This is a genomic window from Pseudomonas sp. BRM28 (genome assembly GCF_002939405.1).
Taxonomy (GTDB): Bacteria; Pseudomonadota; Gammaproteobacteria; order Pseudomonadales; family Pseudomonadaceae; genus Aquipseudomonas; species Aquipseudomonas palmensis.
In genome coordinates, this window is the sequence record NZ_PEFV01000001.1 from 56,063 (window position 1) to 72,864 (window position 16,802).

17 protein-coding genes are annotated in these 16,802 nt (G+C 64.8%); 6 read left to right on the forward strand and 11 right to left on the reverse strand.

Features of this window, described 5'->3' with window-relative positions; translation table 11 throughout:
* Window positions 1–55: 55 nt before the first annotated feature.
* Window positions 56–769, forward strand: a complete 714-nt coding sequence (locus tag CR917_RS00250; RefSeq protein WP_104571737.1) for a PA5502 family lipoprotein — start codon at window positions 56–58, stop codon at window positions 767–769.
* Between the two features lie 58 nt (window positions 770–827).
* Here CR917_RS00250 and katE read toward each other — a convergent pair whose 3' ends face one another.
* Window positions 828–2,984, reverse strand: coding sequence for a catalase HPII (gene katE, locus CR917_RS00255; protein WP_104573130.1), 2,157 nt, complete (start codon window positions 2,982–2,984; stop codon window positions 828–830).
* 218 nt (window positions 2,985–3,202) lie between these two features.
* Here katE and CR917_RS00260 point away from each other — a divergent pair, with 218 nt between their 5' ends.
* The 3 genes from CR917_RS00260 to CR917_RS00270 are packed head-to-tail and all read left to right on the forward strand — an operon-like array spanning window position 3,203 to window position 5,715.
* Entirely contained in the window at window positions 3,203–4,210 is a 1,008-nt protein-coding gene (locus tag CR917_RS00260; RefSeq protein WP_104571738.1) for a methionine ABC transporter ATP-binding protein, read from the forward strand.
* Complete coding sequence (locus CR917_RS00265) at window positions 4,210–4,881, forward strand: methionine ABC transporter permease (protein ID WP_043862288.1); 672 nt, start codon at window positions 4,210–4,212, stop codon at window positions 4,879–4,881. The genes CR917_RS00260 and CR917_RS00265 overlap by 1 nt, the downstream gene beginning before the upstream one ends.
* A gap of 60 nt (window positions 4,882–4,941) precedes the next feature.
* A complete protein-coding gene (locus CR917_RS00270; RefSeq protein ID WP_043862287.1) occupies window positions 4,942–5,715 on the forward strand; it encodes a MetQ/NlpA family ABC transporter substrate-binding protein in 774 nt (257 codons plus the stop codon).
* A gap of 119 nt (window positions 5,716–5,834) precedes the next feature.
* Here CR917_RS00270 and CR917_RS00280 read toward each other — a convergent pair whose 3' ends face one another.
* From CR917_RS00280 to CR917_RS00300, 5 genes are read right to left on the reverse strand one after another with little or no spacing between them, the layout of a single operon-like run.
* Entirely contained in the window at window positions 5,835–6,467 is a 633-nt protein-coding gene (locus CR917_RS00280) for an SCO family protein (RefSeq protein WP_104571740.1), read from the reverse strand.
* The gene (cyoE, locus tag CR917_RS00285; protein ID WP_104571741.1) at window positions 6,464–7,363 is read right to left on the reverse strand and encodes a heme o synthase; all 900 of its coding nucleotides are present in this window, start codon (window positions 7,361–7,363) and stop codon (window positions 6,464–6,466) included. Before cyoE ends, CR917_RS00280 begins: the two co-directional genes overlap by 4 nt.
* A complete protein-coding gene (locus CR917_RS00290; RefSeq protein WP_058541994.1) occupies window positions 7,348–8,430 on the reverse strand; it encodes a heme A synthase in 1,083 nt (360 codons plus the stop codon). Before CR917_RS00290 ends, cyoE begins: the two co-directional genes overlap by 16 nt.
* Window positions 8,431–8,442: 12 nt before the next feature.
* Window positions 8,443–9,030: a hypothetical protein gene (locus tag CR917_RS00295; RefSeq protein WP_058541993.1), complete on the reverse strand. Its 588-nt coding sequence runs from the start codon at window positions 9,028–9,030 to the stop codon at window positions 8,443–8,445.
* A complete protein-coding gene (locus CR917_RS00300) occupies window positions 8,996–9,736 on the reverse strand; it encodes an SURF1 family protein (RefSeq protein WP_054916032.1) in 741 nt (246 codons plus the stop codon). The genes CR917_RS00295 and CR917_RS00300 overlap by 35 nt, the downstream gene beginning before the upstream one ends.
* Window positions 9,737–9,798: 62 nt before the next feature.
* On the opposite strand from CR917_RS00300, the gene CR917_RS00305 reads away from it, so the two are divergent.
* A complete protein-coding gene (locus CR917_RS00305; protein ID WP_043862281.1) occupies window positions 9,799–10,002 on the forward strand; it encodes a twin transmembrane helix small protein in 204 nt (67 codons plus the stop codon).
* A gap of 6 nt (window positions 10,003–10,008) precedes the next feature.
* Here CR917_RS00305 and CR917_RS00310 read toward each other — a convergent pair whose 3' ends face one another.
* From CR917_RS00310 to coxB, 4 genes are read right to left on the reverse strand one after another with little or no spacing between them, the layout of a single operon-like run.
* Complete coding sequence (locus tag CR917_RS00310; RefSeq protein ID WP_043862280.1) at window positions 10,009–10,896, reverse strand: cytochrome c oxidase subunit 3; 888 nt, start codon at window positions 10,894–10,896, stop codon at window positions 10,009–10,011.
* A 12-nt stretch (window positions 10,897–10,908) separates the two neighbouring features.
* Complete coding sequence (locus CR917_RS00315; protein WP_043862279.1) at window positions 10,909–11,478, reverse strand: cytochrome c oxidase assembly protein; 570 nt, start codon at window positions 11,476–11,478, stop codon at window positions 10,909–10,911.
* A gap of 10 nt (window positions 11,479–11,488) precedes the next feature.
* The gene (gene ctaD, locus CR917_RS00320; protein ID WP_054916033.1) at window positions 11,489–13,081 is read right to left on the reverse strand and encodes a cytochrome c oxidase subunit I; all 1,593 of its coding nucleotides are present in this window, start codon (window positions 13,079–13,081) and stop codon (window positions 11,489–11,491) included.
* Window positions 13,082–13,097: 16 nt separating this feature from the next.
* A complete protein-coding gene (gene coxB, locus CR917_RS00325) occupies window positions 13,098–14,225 on the reverse strand; it encodes a cytochrome c oxidase subunit II (RefSeq protein ID WP_043862277.1) in 1,128 nt (375 codons plus the stop codon).
* 311 nt (window positions 14,226–14,536) lie between these two features.
* Here coxB and CR917_RS00330 point away from each other — a divergent pair, with 311 nt between their 5' ends.
* Window positions 14,537–15,184: a hypothetical protein gene (locus CR917_RS00330; RefSeq protein ID WP_054916034.1), complete on the forward strand. Its 648-nt coding sequence runs from the start codon at window positions 14,537–14,539 to the stop codon at window positions 15,182–15,184.
* Window positions 15,185–15,270: 86 nt separating this feature from the next.
* On the opposite strand, the gene CR917_RS00335 is transcribed toward CR917_RS00330, so the two are convergent.
* On the reverse strand, window positions 15,271–16,797 hold the full coding sequence (locus CR917_RS00335) for a SulP family inorganic anion transporter (RefSeq protein WP_173925030.1): 1,527 nt from the start codon (window positions 16,795–16,797) through the stop codon (window positions 15,271–15,273).
* Between the last annotated feature and the right edge of the window lie 5 nt (window positions 16,798–16,802).

A 16,802-nucleotide genomic window follows, 5' to 3' on the forward strand; every position in this document is an offset into this window, starting at 1 on the left:
CCAGCGCGCTGGGTGTAGACTTGCTCGCTTTTTGCGCAAATAGAGAGTCGCAGGAATGAAGCCGTTCGCCTCCCGTTATCTGCTCCTTGCCGCGTTTTCCGTGCTGCTGGCCGCCTGTTCCAGCGCGCCGGTCGACCCGCCGCCGCCCGCGCAGCCCGATGCCTGGCAGCTGCTGGAGCAGAACATCGCCAGCAGCGAGCTGGCCACCGCCGAAGACCAGCTGGCCACCTTGCAGGCCCAGTCGCCGGACGATGCACGCCTCGAACCCATGCAGCGCCAGCTGGCCGAAGCCTACCTGCAGCGCAGCCAGATCGTGCTGCAGAAGGGCGATGTGAATGCCGCAGCCACCGCGCTGGCACGTGCCCGTGCGCTGATGCCCAAGGCCCCGGCGCTGACCGGCGGCGTGAATGGTGCCATCACCCAGGCGCGCAAGGCCGAGCTGGACAAGGCCGAGGCCGCGCTCAAGGCGGCGGAAACCAAGCCGCCGGCAAAAGTCATCGACCCCACGGCGCCGAGCACCGTAGTGGCGTTGAAAATCACGAAAATAGAAGAACTTCGCCGACAACTGGATGACATCGCCACCGATGTAGTGAATTACCAGTGTGACGTGGTGTTCCAGGTGCCGCGCCGTGATGACGCGCCGTGGCTACAGACCTTGCTGGCCAAGCGGGTAAGCAAGCGCGATGCGAGCTTCGCCTTGCAGCAGGCCCACGAGATTCATCGCAACCAGCAGGCGCAGGTGGTGCTTACGCCGCGGCGCGCCGAGTGATGTCGGCGGTGCCTTCTTCGCCGGCAAGGCCGGCTCCTGCAGGAGCCGGCCTTTTTGACTACGCCGGAATGGCCTTGGCGGCCGCTTCCCGCGACCACACCCGGTGCTTGGCAATCGCCGCGATCAACGCCTTGTAGGCCTTCTGATCGCTGCCCACCACCATGCCTTCATCCGCCTTGAGGCCCAGCTTGTCGAGCACGGCCTTGGCATCGCTGTCGGTACCCAGCGGCTTGAGGTGCTTGTAGGCCTCCAGCACGAAGTGCAGCGCCACGCCATCGCCGCTCAGGGCCTGCAGGCTGGCCTTGCCACCGGCGATCCATACCGCATCGAGCACCACCGACGGCATGCCTTCCATCGAGGCATCTACTGCCAGGGTCTTGCCGGCAGCGGTCTTCACCGGCGCCGAGGTCGGCCCCAGCAGCACGCCCTGGGCGCTCTCGGCCTGCAACGCCTTCACCAGCGGGTCCACCAGCGTGGCATCCACGCCATCGGCCACCAGAATCGCCACCTTGCGCCCCTTGATGCCTTCGCCCAGCAGGTTCATCTGGCTCAGCGCCGGCGAAGCCTTGAGCGACTGTGGCTTGACGTCCACGGTGCCGGCCTTGGGCGCCGGCAGGCCAAGGTTCTGCGCTACCCGCGCCGCCAGCTTGAGGTCGATGTTGGCGAGAATCTCGTTCACCTCGCGGGCACGGATATGCTCGCGCTCCACCTTGCCCAGCTCGAAGCTGTAGGCACTGATGATGTGCTCCTGCTCGGTCGGGCTCATGCTCTGGAAGAACAGCCGCGCCTGGGAGAAGTGATCGCCGAACGAGGGGCTGCGCTGGCGCACCTTGTGCGCCTCGATGCGCTCGGGGTAGGTCTCGAAGCCGCCATCCTGCGCCGCCGGCGGGGTTTCCTTCGGCCAGCCGCCATCGATGGAGTTGGGCTCGTAGGACGCCCGGCCCTTGTGCACGGTGGTACGGTGCTGGGCATCGCGTTGGCCGTTGTGGTTGGGTGCCACGGGCCGGTTGATCGGGATCTCGTGGAAGTTCGGGCCACCCAGGCGGCTGATCTGCGTGTCGGTGTAGGAGAACAGCCGGCCCTGCAGCAGCGGGTCGTTGGAAAAGTCGATGCCCGGCACGATATGACCGGGGCAGAACGCCACCTGCTCGATTTCGGCAAAGAAGTTGTCCGGGTTGCGGTTGAGCACCATCTTGCCAAGCGGTGTCACCGGTACCAGCTCTTCTGGGATGATCTTGGTCGGGTCGAGCAGGTCGAACTCGAACTTATGCTCGTCGGCCTCGGGCACGATCTGCACGCCCAGTTCCCATTCCGGGTAGTTGCCGGTCTCGATCGCTTCCCACAAGTCGCGGCGGTGATAGTCAGTGTCCTTGCCCGCCAGCTTCTGCGCCTCGTCCCACAGCAGCGAATGCACACCCTGCTTGGGCTTCCAGTGGAACTTGACGAAACTGGCCACGCCTTCGGCGTTGATCAGGCGGAAGGTGTGCACGCCAAAGCCCTGCATGGTGCGCAGGCTTTTCGGTATCGCGCGGTCGGACATCGCCCAGATCACCATGTGCGCCGACTCGGGCACCAGCGAGACGAAGTCCCAGAAGGTGTCGTGGGCAGAACCGCCGGTGGGGATCTCGTTGTGCGGCTCGGGTTTGACCGCATGCACGAAGTCGGGAAACTTGATCGCGTCCTGAATGAAGAACACCGGCATGTTGTTGCCAACCAGGTCGAAGTTGCCCTCATCGGTAAAGAACTTGACGGCAAAGCCGCGCACGTCGCGCACCGTGTCGCCCGAACCACGCGGCCCCTGCACGGTGGAGAAGCGCACGAACACCGGGGTGATCTTGTCCGGGTCCTGCAAGAAGCCGGCCTTGGTCAGTGCGGCATGCGACTCGTAAGCCTGGAAGTAGCCATGCGCGCCGGTGCCGCGGGCATGCACGATGCGCTCGGGAATGCGCTCATGGTCGAAATGCGTGATCTTCTCGCGCATGATGAAGTCTTCAAGCAGCGAGGGGCCGCGGTCACCGGCCTTGAGGGTGTTCTGGTTGTCGGCAACCTTGACCCCCTGGTTGGTGCGCAGCGCCTGGCCGGTGGCATCGCTGCGAAACGGCTCCAGGCTCTGGAGCTTGGCGTTGGTGTTGGCCTTGTCGGGCGTCTGGGCGCCGGCGAGTTGACTTTCCTGGGGCGCATTCTTCTTGCTGGGCATGGGTCTGCAACTCCTCATCATCGTACGCGGGGCCCCTGGATGGGGCTCTTCAGGTAGTGACTGACAGGAGTGCCGGGCGTTCCTTTCGAATGACCAGCGAGCAACCACTGATCGCGTTATTCCTCAAGCGTTGGTCAAACACGAAATAAATGCTAAGAACCTATATACGAACAGGCTAAAATGCGCCCCCCGGCTAACAGCTGACCCTATTTCATGCGCCCCACAAGGTTCGCTACGTGATCGAGTTTCAACAAGTCCATAAAACCTACCGCGTCGCCGGTAGGGACATTCCCGCACTGCACCCGACCAGCCTGCGCGTCGAAGACGGCCAGGTGTTCGGTCTGATCGGCCATTCCGGTGCCGGCAAAAGTACCCTGCTGCGCCTGATCAACCGCCTCGAGGCCCCCAGCGGCGGCAAGATCATCGTCGACGGCGAAGACGTCACGGCGTTCAACGCCAACGACCTGCGCCGCTTCCGCCAGCAGGTCGGGATGATCTTCCAGCACTTCAACCTGCTGGCCTCCAAGACCGTGGCCGACAACGTGGCGCTGCCGCTGACCCTGGCCGGGCGCATGTCACGCACCGAGATCGACCAGCGCGTCGGCGAGCTGCTGGCCCGGGTAGGGCTGAGCGAGCATGCCAGGAAGTACCCGGCACAGCTGTCCGGCGGCCAGAAGCAGCGCGTCGGCATCGCCCGCGCCCTGGCCACCAAGCCCAAGATCCTGCTGTGCGACGAAGCCACCAGCGCCCTGGACCCGCAAACCACCGCCTCGGTGCTGCAATTGCTGGCCGAGATCAACCGCGAGCTGAAGCTGACCATCGTGCTCATTACCCACGAGATGGACGTGATCCGCCGCGTATGCGACCAGGTGGCGGTGATGGACGCCGGGCAGATCGTCGAGCAGGGCCCGGTGGCGCAGGTGTTCCTGCACCCCAAGCACCCGACCACCAAGCGTTTCGTGCAGGAAGACGAGCAGGTCGACGAAAGCGAACAGCGCGACGATTTTGCCCATGTACCGGGGCGCATCGTGCGCCTGACCTTCCAGGGCGACGCCACCTATGCGCCGCTGCTGGGCACCGTGGCCCGTGAAACCGGGGTGGACTACAGCATCCTCGCCGGGCGTATCGACCGCATCAAGGACACCCCCTACGGTCAACTGACCCTGGCCATCACCGGTGGCGACATCGAGGCGGCATTTGCCCGCTTCATTGCGGCAGATGTTCATATGGAGGTACTGCGCTGATGGACGCCCTGAGTTTCTTTGCCAACATCGACTGGGCCGAAATCTGGCTGGCCACGATCGATACCATGATCATGCTGTTCGGCTCGCTGCTGTTCACCGTACTGCTGGGCCTGCCACTGGGCGTGCTGCTGTTTCTGTGCGGCCCGCGCCAGCTGTTCGAAGAAAAGCGCGTGTATGCGCTGCTGTCGCTGGTGGTCAACGTGCTGCGTTCGCTGCCGTTCATCATCCTGCTGATCGTGATGATCCCGTTCACCGTGCTCATCACCGGCACCTCGCTGGGCGTGGCCGGGGCCATCCCGCCACTGGTGGTCGGTGCCACGCCGTTCTTCGCGCGACTGGTGGAAACCGCCCTGCGCGAGGTCGACCGCGGCATCATCGAGGCCACCCAGTCGATGGGGGCCACCACGCGCCAGATCATCATGAACGCCCTGCTGCCCGAAGCGCGGCCGGGCATCTTCGCAGCCATCACCGTGACGGCCATCACCCTGGTGTCGTACACCGCGATGGCGGGTGTGGTGGGTGCCGGCGGGCTGGGTGACCTGGCCATCCGCTTCGGCTACCAGCGCTTTCAGACCGACGTGATGGTAGTCACCGTGGTACTGCTGCTGGTGCTGGTTCAAGTTCTGCAGAGTGTCGGCGACAAACTGGTTGTGCATTTTTCCCGTAAGTAACCAAGGGTCGGCCACGCCGACGCGCCGGGGGCCGGAACGGCCCTCACAAGGAGCGATTAGATGAAAAGACTGCTTGCTGCTGTTGCCGCCGTCGCGGCCTTCTCTGCCCACGCGGCCGAGACCCTGACTGTTGCCGCCACCCCGGTACCGCACGCCGAGATCCTCGAGTTCGTCAAACCGGCGCTGGCCAAGGAAGGCGTGGACCTGAAGGTGAAGGTGTTCACCGACTACGTCCAGCCCAACGTGCAGGTGGCCGAGAAGCGCCTGGATGCCAACTTCTTCCAGCACCAGCCGTACCTGGACGAGTTCAACAAGGCCAAGGGCACTCACCTGGTCAGCGTTGCCGGCGTGCACCTGGAGCCGCTGGGCGCCTATTCGAACAAGCTCAAGAAGCTCGACGAACTGCCATCGGGCGCCACCGTGGTCATCCCCAACGACGCCACCAACGGCGGCCGTGCCTTGCTGCTGCTGGACAAGGCTGGCGTGATCAAGCTCAAGGACAACACCAACATCCTGTCGACCGTGAAGGACATCACCGGCAACGACAAGGGCCTGAAATTCCGTGAGCTGGAAGCTGCCACCATTCCGCGCGTGCTGACCCAGGTCGACCTGGCGCTGATCAACACCAACTATGCGCTGGAAGCCAAGCTCAACCCTGAAAAGGACGCCCTGGTCATCGAAGGCAGCGATTCGCCTTATGTGAACATCCTGGTGACCCGCGAGGACAACAAGGATTCGGACGCGGTGAAGAAGCTGGTAGCAGCACTGCACACGCCTGAAGTGAAGAAGTTCATCGAAGAGAAGTACAAGGGCGCGGTCAAGCCAGCGTTCTGATTCAGAAATGCCAAGGGCTGCTACGCAGCCCATCGCGGGTCAAGCCCGCTCCCACTAGTTCTCCACCGCCCTTGAAACCAGGGATGTACCTGTGGGAGCGGGCTTGACCCGCGAAGCTTTCAGTCGCGCTTGACCAGCACCGGCAACTGCGCCACCAGCTTCTGGTTGTTGAACGGCGCCCGAATGAACCCGCGCTGGGTACCATCCGGGCCGAGCAGCGCCAGGTTGCCACTGTGATCGACCGTGTAGTTCGGCTTGCTGGTATCGGCCGGAATGAACGGGATGCTCACCGCATTGGCCAGCTTCTGCGTATCCTCCAGCGACCCCGTCACCCCGCGAAAATCCTTGTCGAAGTAGCCCAGGTACGTCTTCAACTGCGCCGGTGTATCCCGGTTCGGGTCGACGCTCACCAGCACCACCTGCAGACGGTCCACCGCCTCCTTGGGCAGCTCGCTCTTGACCTGCCGCAGTTGCGCCAGCGTGGTCGGGCAGATGTCCGGGCAGAAGGTGTAGCCGAAGAACAGCAGCGACCACTTGCCCTTGAGCTGGTCCAGCACCACCGGCTGGCCGTTCTCGTCGGTCATCTGCAGCGCCGGCACCTGGCGGCTCTGCGGCAGCAGGATGATCCCGGCATCGATCAGCGCCGTGGGGTCGCCCTGGCTGCGATTGCTCAGCACCTTGTTGATGGTAAGCCCGAGAATCAGTGCGACCAGGGCAACGAGGATGAAAACGGTTTTCTGGGTTCGAGTCATAGGTTCAACAGTAGGTAATGGTCAACAAGCAGCGCGATGAACAGCAGGAACAGGTACGCGATAGAGTACTTGAAGGTCCTGACCGCCGCGTGCGGCCGACTGCCACGGTACAACACCCAGGCCCAGTGCAGGAAGCGCCCGCCCAGCACCACGGCGCACGCCAAGTACAGCGGCCCGCTCATGTGGATCACGTAAGGCAACAGGCTCACCGCCAGCAGGGCGGCGGTGTACAGCAGAATGTGCAGCTTGGTGTAGTGCTCGCCGTGGGTCACCGGCAGCATCGGGATATCGGCCTTGGCGTACTCCTCCTTGCGATGGATGGCCAGGGCCCAGAAGTGCGGCGGAGTCCAGGCGAAGATGATCAGCACCAGCAACAGGGGCTCGGCGCCCACATGCCCGGTCACCGCCACCCAGCCCAGCAGCGGCGGCGCCGCCCCGGCCAGCCCGCCGATCACGATGTTCTGCGGCGTGGCCCGCTTGAGAAAGCCGGTGTAGAGCACCGCATAGCCCAGCAGCGAGGCCAGGGTCAGCCAGGCGGTCAGTGCGTTGGTGAAGCTCAGCAGCAGCACCATGCCCAGCACCGCCAGCAGCAAGGCGAACGCCAGCGCCGCCAGCGGTGCGACGCGCCCCTCGGCCAGCGGCCGCTTGTGGGTGCGCGCCATCAGTGCGTCGATGCGCCGGTCCACCACATGGTTGACCGCCGCCGCTGCGCCCGCACACAGGCCGATGCCCAGGTTGCCGAACACCAGCACCGTCCATGGCACGCCCGCGCGGGTGGCCAGGAACATCCCCACCAGCGAGGTGATGAGCATCAGCACCACCACCTTGGGCTTGGTCAGCTCCAGGTAGTCGCGCCACAGCGCCTGCTGGCGCGCGGGGTTCAGAAGCGTTGCCATGGGTTCTCTCCCAGATAATGCATCACGCCCACCGGGCGCAGCGGCGTCAGGCGCCAGCCCTGGCTGACCCTGCGCGCCTTGGGCTGCGTGGCCAGGCGCGTGCGGTAGTTGACCAGCACCAGCGTCAGCAGCAGCGCCGCGCCACCGGCGTTGTGCGCCACCGCCACCGCCAGCGGCAGCCCGAACGCCACATTGCTGATGCCCAGCCCCACCTGCACCGCCAGCGCCAGCAGCACCAGCCTGGCCAGGCGCCGCAGACCGATAGCGTGCAGCTGCCAGGCCAGGGTCAGCAACACCAGCGTGACCAGCAGCGCCCCCAGGCGGTGGGTGATATGGATGGCGGTACGCGCCTCGCTGTCGAGCTGTCCGCCCAGGTAGTTGGGGCCGATGTGCTGGGTGAGGTGAAAGCCGTTGGCAAAATCCGCCTCGGGCCACCACTGGCCGTGACAGGTCGGCAGGTCGACGCAGGCCACCGCGGCATAGTTGGCGCTCACCCAGCCGCCCAGGGCGACTTGACCGATCACCAGCAGCAACGCCAGTGCCGCCAGGCGCCTTAGCCGCAGCGGCAGGCCGGGCAGGGGCATGAACGCGCGCGACAGGCGCAGGCTCAGCAGAAACAGCAGGCTCAGGGTGGCAAAGCCGCCCAGCAGGTGCGCCGTGACCACCTGCGGCCACAGCTTGAGGGTGACCGTCCACATGCCGAACGCGGCCTGGAAGAACACCACCGCCAACAGCAGCAGCGGCAGGCGGTACGGCTGGCCGTTGTGCCCGTGCCGACGCAGCGCCTGCACCGCCAGCATGGCGATCACCAGCGCCAGGGTGCCGGCAAAATAACGGTGCACCATCTCGTTGCGGCCCTTGTGGGCCTCGACCGGCGTGTCCGGGTAGTGACGTTCGGCATGTGCCAGTTGCGCCTCGGTCTTGGGCACACTGATGAAGCCGTAGCAGCCCGGCCAGTCGGGGCAGCCCAGGCCGGCGTGGGTCAGGCGGGTATAGGCCCCCAGCAGCACCACCACCAGCGCGAGGAAGGTGGCGAACACGGCGAGGCGGTATCCAGGTCTGGCCATGGTGCGTGCCTCCTAGCCGATGTTGGACAGCTTGAGCAGATGGCGCAGGTCGTTGAGCAGGTCCTTGCCCTTGACCCGTGCGTCGTAGCGCAACACCAGGTTGCCGTGGGGGTCGACGATCCACAGCTGCGCGCCCTTCAGGCCCCCGGCGGCCCTGCTGTACTGCGCCAGCTCCAGCGCATAGCGCTGCAGTTGCGGGTACTCGCGCGCAAGCCTGGCCTGATACGCCTCGCTCAACGGTTGCCCGGCGGCCAGCGCGTGGCTGGCACGGGCGGCGTCGCGGCCAAGGCCGATCTGTACCTGGCGCGCCAGGTACACCAGTTGCTGGCAGTCTGCGTCACAGTCACCAGGGGTGCTGACCAGCAGTTGCCAGCGCGCCTCGTCGGTCGCGACCCCCAGCTCGGCGCGGCCCTGGCCGTTGCCGATCAGTTCGCCGTGGTAGCTGCGGCTTTCCGGCACCCAGAACTGCAGCTTGTACATGCCGGTGGCGAGCATCATCGGCCCCACCACCACCAGCAGGATCAGAATCAGCTGCAACCGCCCGCGCCAACGACGGCGCGGCACTTCAGACGTGCCGGATGGATGCATGACGGCGCCCATGGTGGTTCTCCTTGTCGTTGTGCCAGCCGAAATAGAGGTACAGCGCAACCAGCGCCGCGGCCAGGGCAAACCATTGCACGGCGTAGCCCAGGTGTTTCTCCGGGCCCATCGCTACCACTGGCCAGTCCAGCCGGTAGCTGGCCGGGCCCGGTTCCAGGCGCAGTTCATGGGCAAAGCCCTCGCGGCCCAGTTGCGGCCACAGCTGCGCGGCATCCACCGCCGTGAGCAGGTGCGGCCAGCGGCCCCCTTGCGGGTCGGCGTGCAACTGGAAGGTGCTGCCCGGCGCCACATATACCCAGGCCTGCAGGGCAAGCGGTGTCTCGGGGGTGCTGAACTGCACCGCCACACGCCGGTCGGGCCAGGGCAGCCAGCCGCGATTGACCAGCAGCCACAGGCCGCTGGCCTGGTCGTGAAAGGGTTGCAGCAGCTCGACCCCGGCCTGGCCGTCGCGCAGGCGGTTGTCGAGCAGCACACTGTGGGTGCGGTCGAAACGGCCATACAGGTGCACCCGGCGATAGGCCGGGTCGCTCGCCTGCGCCAGCTGCTCGCTGGCCAGGGGCGCTGCCACCCGGCGCTCTGCATAGGTGGCCAGCAACTCGCGCTTTTCGGCGGCGCGCCCCAGCTGCCAGCAGCCCAGCGCAATCAGCCCCGGCAGCAGCAACATCACCACCAGGGTCGGCACCCGGCCGGGGCGGAACGGCCTCATCGGGGCCCCGCAACGGCTGTCGCTATACTTGTTGTAGTCATCGCATCCCCCGGAGTACCGCCATGCTCAAAGCCGCGATTGTCCTGATGCTGCTGGCGACCGTGATCAGCCTGTTCAGCGGCCTGTTCTTTCTGGTCAAGGACGATGACAACTCGACCCGCCTGCTCACCGCCCTGAAAATCCGTGTCAGCCTGGCCGCCATCACCCTGGCGCTGGTCGCCTGGGGTTTCTACAGCGGCCAACTGGTGTCCCACGCGCCGTTCTAGGCGCGGCTACAGCACATACACGAAGATGAACAACCCCACCCACACCACATCCACGAAGTGCCAGTACCAGCTGGCCGCCTCGAAGCCGAAGTGCTTGTCGGCGCTGAAGTGCCCGCGCAGGATGCGCATCAGCATCACGAACAGGATGATCGTGCCCATGGTCACGTGGGCCCCGTGGAACCCGGTGAGCATGAAGAAGGTGGCGCCGTAGATCCCCGAATGCAGGGTCAGGCCCAGTTCGGTGTAGGCCTCGTGGTACTCGTAGGCCTGCAGGATGAGAAACGCCACGCCCAGCACGATGGTCAGCGCCAGCCAGAATTTCAGCGCACCGCGGTGATCCTTGCGCAGGGCATGGTGGGCGATGGTGATGGTCACGCTGGAGCTGACCAGCAGAATGGTGTTGATCAGCGGCAGGTGCCACGGGTCGATCACATCGCTGGGCGGTGGGAACAGCTTGGGGTCGGGGGTATGCAGCAGCGGCCAGGCGAACTGGAAGTTCGGCCACAGCATGTGCGCCACGCCCTTGGCACCTTCCCCACCCAGCGCCGGGCCGGCCAGGTGGCGCACGTAGAACAGCGCACCGAAGAAGGCCACGAAGAACATCACCTCCGAAAAGATGAACCACGACATGCCCCAGCGGAACGAGCGGTCCAGCTGCGGGCTGTAGAGCCCGGCGCGGCTTTCCTTGATCACCGCGCCGAACCAGCCGAACAGCATGTAGGCCAGGCACAGTGCGCCTACGAAGAAGATCAGCGGGCCATGGGAGTCCTCGTGGCCGGCCTTCATGTCGTTGAACCAGGTGCCCAGGCCGAACACCGTGATCAGCATGCCGAGGGTGGCGATGATCGGCCACTTGCTCTGCGCCGGTACGTAGTAGTGCTGATGAGCAGCCATGGATCGTTCTCCTTATCGGGCGCTCTGTACGGTCTGGGTGGCCACGTGGGCCACCGGCGGCTGGCGAGCGGTGATATCGAACAGCGTGTAGGCAAGCGTCAGGTGTTTCACATCCTTGGGCAGGTCGCGATCGACGATGAAGCGCACCGGCATCTCGATGCGCTCACCCGGCTGCAGCACCTGCTGGCTGAAGCAGAAGCATTCGGTCTTGTGAAAGTACGCGGCCGCCTCCGCCGGGCTGATGCTGGGAATGGCCTGGGCGGTCATCGGCTTGTCGGTGGGGTTGCGCGCCACGAAGATCATCTGGTTCACCGCGCCCGGGTTGACGTCGATCTGGTCGGCGGTGGAGTAGAAGTCCCAGACCATGTCGCTGGCATTGGTCGACAGGAACTGCACCTTCACCGAGCGCGTGGGGTCGCTGACCTGGCTGCCTGCGTACTGCCCGCCGGTCTTGCCGTTGATGCCGAAGGCCTTGCACATCACGTCGTAGATCGGCACCAGGGCAAAGCCGAAGGCGAACATCACCACCGTCAGCAGCATCAGCCGCGTCACCAGTCGCCGCAGCGACGTGCGCTCGTTCATGGCAGCACCCTCATTTCACTTCCGGCGGGGTCTGGAAGGTGTGGTAGGGCGCGGGCGAGGGCACCGACCATTCCAGCCCTTCGGCGCCATCCCATGGCTTGGCCGGGGCCGGCTTGCCGCCACGGATGCACTTGATCACGATGAACAGGAAGAAGATCTGCGTGACGCCGAAGGTGAACGCGCCGATCGACGACACCATGTTGAAGTCGGCGAACTGCAGGTTGTAGTCCGGCACCCGGCGCGGCATGCCCGCCAGGCCAACGAAGTGCATCGGGAAGAACGCCATGTTCATGCCGATGAACGACAGCCAGAAGTGCAGTTTGCCGAGGGTTTCGTCGTACATGTGCCCGGTCCACTTGGGCAGCCAGTAGTAGGCGGAGGCGAAGATGCCGAAGATCGCCCCCGGCACCAGCACGTAGTGGAAGTGCGCCACCACGAAGTAGGTGTCGTGGTACTGGAAGTCGGCCGGGGCAATGGCCAGCATCAACCCCGAGAAGCCGCCGATGGTGAACAGGATGACGAAGGCGATGGCGAACAGCATCGGCGTCTCGAAGGTCAGCGAACCTTCCCACATGGTGCTCACCCAGTTGAACACCTTCACCCCGGTGGGCACCGCGATGAGCATGGTGGCGTACATGAAGAACAGCTCGCCCACCACCGGGATGCCGACCACGAACATGTGGTGCGCCCACACGATGAACGACAGGAAAGCGATGGCCCCGGTGGCGTAGACCATCGAGGTGTAGCCGAACAGCGGCTTGCGCGAGAACGCCGGGATGATCGAGCTGACCGCGCCGAACGCCGGCAGGATCATGATGTACACCTCGGGGTGACCGAAGAACCAGAACACGTGCTGGAACAGTACCGGGTCGCCACCACCGGCGGCGCTGAAGAAGCTGGTGCCGAAATGGATGTCCATCAGCATCATGGTCACCACACCGGCCAGCACCGGCATCACCGCGATCAGCAGGAACGCGGTGATCAGCCAGGTCCAGACGAACAGCGGCATCTTCATCAGGGTCATGCCGGGGGCGCGCAGGTTGAGGATGGTGGCGATCACGTTGATCGCGCCCATGATCGAGCTGATGCCCATCAGGTGGATGGCGAAGATGAAGAAGGTCACGCTGGCCGGTGCGTAGGTGGTCGACAGCGGGGCATAGAAGGTCCAGCCGAAATTCGGCCCGCCGCCGGGGCTGAACAGGGTCGATACCAGCAGCAGGAACGCTGCCGGCAGCAGCCAGAAGCTGAAGTTGTTCATGCGCGGCAGGGCCATGTCCGGCGCGCCGATCATCAGCGGGATCATCCAGTTGGCCAGGCCGACGAAGGCCGGCATCACCGCACCGAACACCATGATCAGGCCGTGCATGGTGGTCATCTGGTTGAAGAATGCCGGCTCCACGATCTGCAGGCCGGGCTGGAACAGCTCGGCGCGGATCACCATGGCGAACGAGCCGCCGAGCAGGAACATGGCGAAGGCGAACCACAGGTACATCGTGCCGATGTCCTTGTGGTTGGTGGTCAGCACCCAGCGCATCAGGCCCTTGGCCGGGCCGTGGGCGTGGTCATGGGCGGCATGACCGTGGTCGTCGATGACTGTACTCATGTCCTGTCTCCCCGGTTCATTGGCTGTCGGCCTGCTTGAGCGCCAGCACATCCTTCGGCGTGACCATGTCGCCCTTGTTGTTGCCCCAGGCGTTGCGCTCGTAGGTGATCACGGCGGCGATATCCACTTCCGAGAGCTGCTTGCCGAACGCCGCCATGGCCGTGCCGGCCTTGCCGTGGAAGACGATGTTCAGGTGATCCTTGATCGGGCCGGTGGCGATCTTCGAACCCTTGAGCGCCGGGAACATCGGCGGCAGGCCCTGGCCTTCGGCCTGGTGACAGGCCACGCAGGTGGTGTGGTAGACCTTGTCGCCGCGCTCGCTGAGCTCCTGCAGGGTCCACTCCTTGCTGGTCAGCTCCTTGAGCTTGGCCGACTCGGCCTTGCGTTCGGCCAGCCAGGTGTCGTAGTCGGCCCTGGACTTGACCTCCACCACCACCGGCATGAAGCCGTGGTCCTTGCCGCACAGTTCGGTGCACTGGCCGCGGTAGATGCCCGGCTTCTCGACACGGGTCCAGGCCTCGTTGACGAAACCGGGGATGGCATCGCGCTTGACCGCGAACGCCGGCACCCACCAGGAATGGATGACGTCGGCGGCAGTCACCAGAAAGCGCACCTTGGCACCCACCGGGATCACCAGCGGCTGATCGACCTCCAGCAGGTAGTGCTCGTCCTTGGGTGCCTTGTTGTGGATCTGATCGGCGGGGGTGGCCAGGTTGCTGAAGAACTCCACGTCCTGGCCCAGGTACTTGTAGTGCCACTTCCACTGGTAGCCGGTGACCTGGATATCCACGTCCGACTCGCTGGCATCGTAGATGTCCACCAGGGTCTTGGTGGCGGGGATGGCCATGGCCACCAGGATCAGGAACGGCACCACCGTCCACATGATCTCGACCCAGGTGTGCTCATGAAAATGCGCCGGCTGCTGGCCGGTGGAGCGACGGTGCACCATCATCGACCAGAACATCGCGCCGAACACCACGATGCCGATCACCACGCAGATCCAGAAGATGGTCATGTGCAGGTCGAACACGGCGTTGCTGACTTCAGTCGCCCCCGGCGCCATATTCACGGTCCAGGCGGCGTGTGCCGGCGTGAACAGTGACCACAACAGCAGGCCCATCCAGGCATGTGGATGTCGCATCATTGCGGGTTCCCCTTATGATTCTTGTTATCCCGGAGGCAGGGCCTACGGCTAAGGGTACGGCGTCAAGACGGCGAACTTCGACGGCGAGCCCCTGCTGGACAGCAGGCGGGCCTCATCAACCAATCACTTTCAAAGCGGAGTATAGACAGCCGCCCGGACCGCGCAAAAAATCGCCGAGAGGGGGTTGATGGCCATTTGATATGCCTTACAGCGACATAAACGCACATCGTTTATGACAAATCCGTCTTAACTCTTTTTCGAACCGAGCTACCTTATGTCATCCGTGTGTTTCCCTTGTCCCTGGAGTTGTCATGAACATCGCCGCTTTGCGCGAGCAGATCACCCGTGCCCGTCAACATGAGGTCCAAACCGGCCAGTTGAAAAAGCAACTTGAAGTGCAACTGCCCCACCTGCATCCCTCGATCAACCTGCCTGAGCAAGACCCGCATGCGGCGCTTGTGGGGTTTGTCGACGCGTACATCGATCAGGTACCCGAATTGCTGGAGGCCGCCAATGCGGTGGCGCGCGAGGCGGGCATCGAGTCGCAGATCAAACCGGTACTGAAAATTGCCGAAGCCTATTTCCTGCAGCCGCCGGCGATCATGCAAGGCCAGGTCGGCCTGGGCTGCCTGCTGGATGAGGCCTACCTGGCGCACCGCCTGGTGGAGGAAGTGAACGACCTGTACATCAAGCATTTCAAGCAGCCACTGATCCCACTGGATACCACCGTGGCCAACCTGATCGCGCATCAGCTGATCGGCGAGGCATTCGCCAACCAGCTGGATGAGGTGGTGCACCACTCGGTGGACGAAATGCTCAACGACGAAAGCTTCGCGCTCGAATCGGTAGAGGCCTACCGCGACAAGCTGAGCAGCCCGGACACCGGCGCGGCGTGGAAGCGCTGGCCGTGCCTGTCGCGCCAGCTGGGCGTGGGGCTGGAGCTGGATCAGTCGGCCTGACCGGCTCGGCGGCGCAGCCTTCGCCAGCAACGCTGGCTCCTACAGGGTTACACCCCGTGTAGGAGCCAGCCTTGCTGGCGATTCGTTCAGGCGCCAAGCCCTGCCGCCATACGCGCCCGCCCCTCGGTGCGCCGCTTCAACCCGCGCGGCTCGATCACCAGCACCGATCCATTGCCCGCATTCGCCCGGCCCCAGTCCTCCAGCAGCTCGAGACACGCGTGGTCGATGTAGCTGAGCTGGGCCAGCGGTACATGCAACGTGGTACATACCGGTACGTTATCAAGCACCCGGGCGAGTGCCGGGACCTTGAGAAACGTCGCCGCACCGCTCAAGCGAAGCTCCAGGTGCCCCGGCGTATCCAGGTGGCTGACGCTGATCTTCAACCGCGCCGCCTTCAGCGCAAGCTTGAGCAAAGTCAGGGCGAAACCCAGCAGTACGCCGGTCAACAGGTCGGTGAAGATGATCGCCAGTGCGGTCGCCGCGTAGGTGAACATCGGCATGCGCCCATAGCGCCCCAACCCGCGGAACGCCTTGAAGTCCACCAGCTTGAAGCCGGTGTACACCAGTACACCTGCCAGGCTCGCCACCGGGATCTGCTGCAGCACACTGCTCAGCACCACCACGAACGCCAGCAGCCATGCCCCATGCAGAATAGCCGACAGCCGCGTCTGCGCACCGGCCTGCACGTTGGCCGAACTGCGTACGATCACCCCGGTCATCGGCAACGCCCCCAGCACGCCACAGAGCATGTTGCCCACCCCCTGGGCCGACAGTTCACGGTCGAAGTCCGAACGCTGGCCACTGTGCATGCGGTCCACCGCTGCCGCCGACAGCAGCGTCTCGGCACTGGCGATGAATGCCAGGGCGAGCGCCGCCACCAGCAGGTGCGGGTTGGCCAGTTGCAGCAGGTCGGCGGGGCGCAGCCAGTCAATGGCCTCGGCCAGGTTGGCGGGCACCACCACGCGGTTCACCGGCAACGCCAGCCACAGGCTCAGCAGGGTCATCAGCGCCACCCCGAGCAAGGCCCCCGGCACGAAGCGCAGACGCTGCGGGCGCAGGCGCTCCCAGCCCCACATGATCGCGATGGTGCCCAGGCCCAACGCACCCGCCTGCCAGGCATTGCCGGGGCCTTCCGGGGTCAGCGCCTGCAGTACGGTCTGTGGGAACGCCGTCAGGTTGGCCAGCCCGGAAGGCTGCGGGCTGGCGTCGAACATCACATGCGCCTGCGACAGTACGATCAGCACGCCGATACCGGCGAGCATGCCGTACACCACCGCCGGCGCCGTGACCCGGAACCAGCAGCCCAGGCGCAGGCGCCCGGCCAGCAGTTGCAGCAGGCCCGCCAGCAGCAGGATCGGCCCGAGCATGGCCATGCCATGCTGGCGTACCAGCTCGAACACCAGCACCGCCAGGCCCGCCGCCGGGCCGCTGACCTGCAATGGCGAGCCGGCGATGAACCCCACCACCAGGCCACCGACGATGCCGGTGATCAGACCCTTGGCCGGGGGCATGCCGGAAGCGATGGCGATGCCCATGCACAGCGGCAGCGCCACCAGAAACACCACCACCGAAGCCAGCAGTTCACGCGGCAGGGCCGCTTTCAATTGCGTCATGTTCA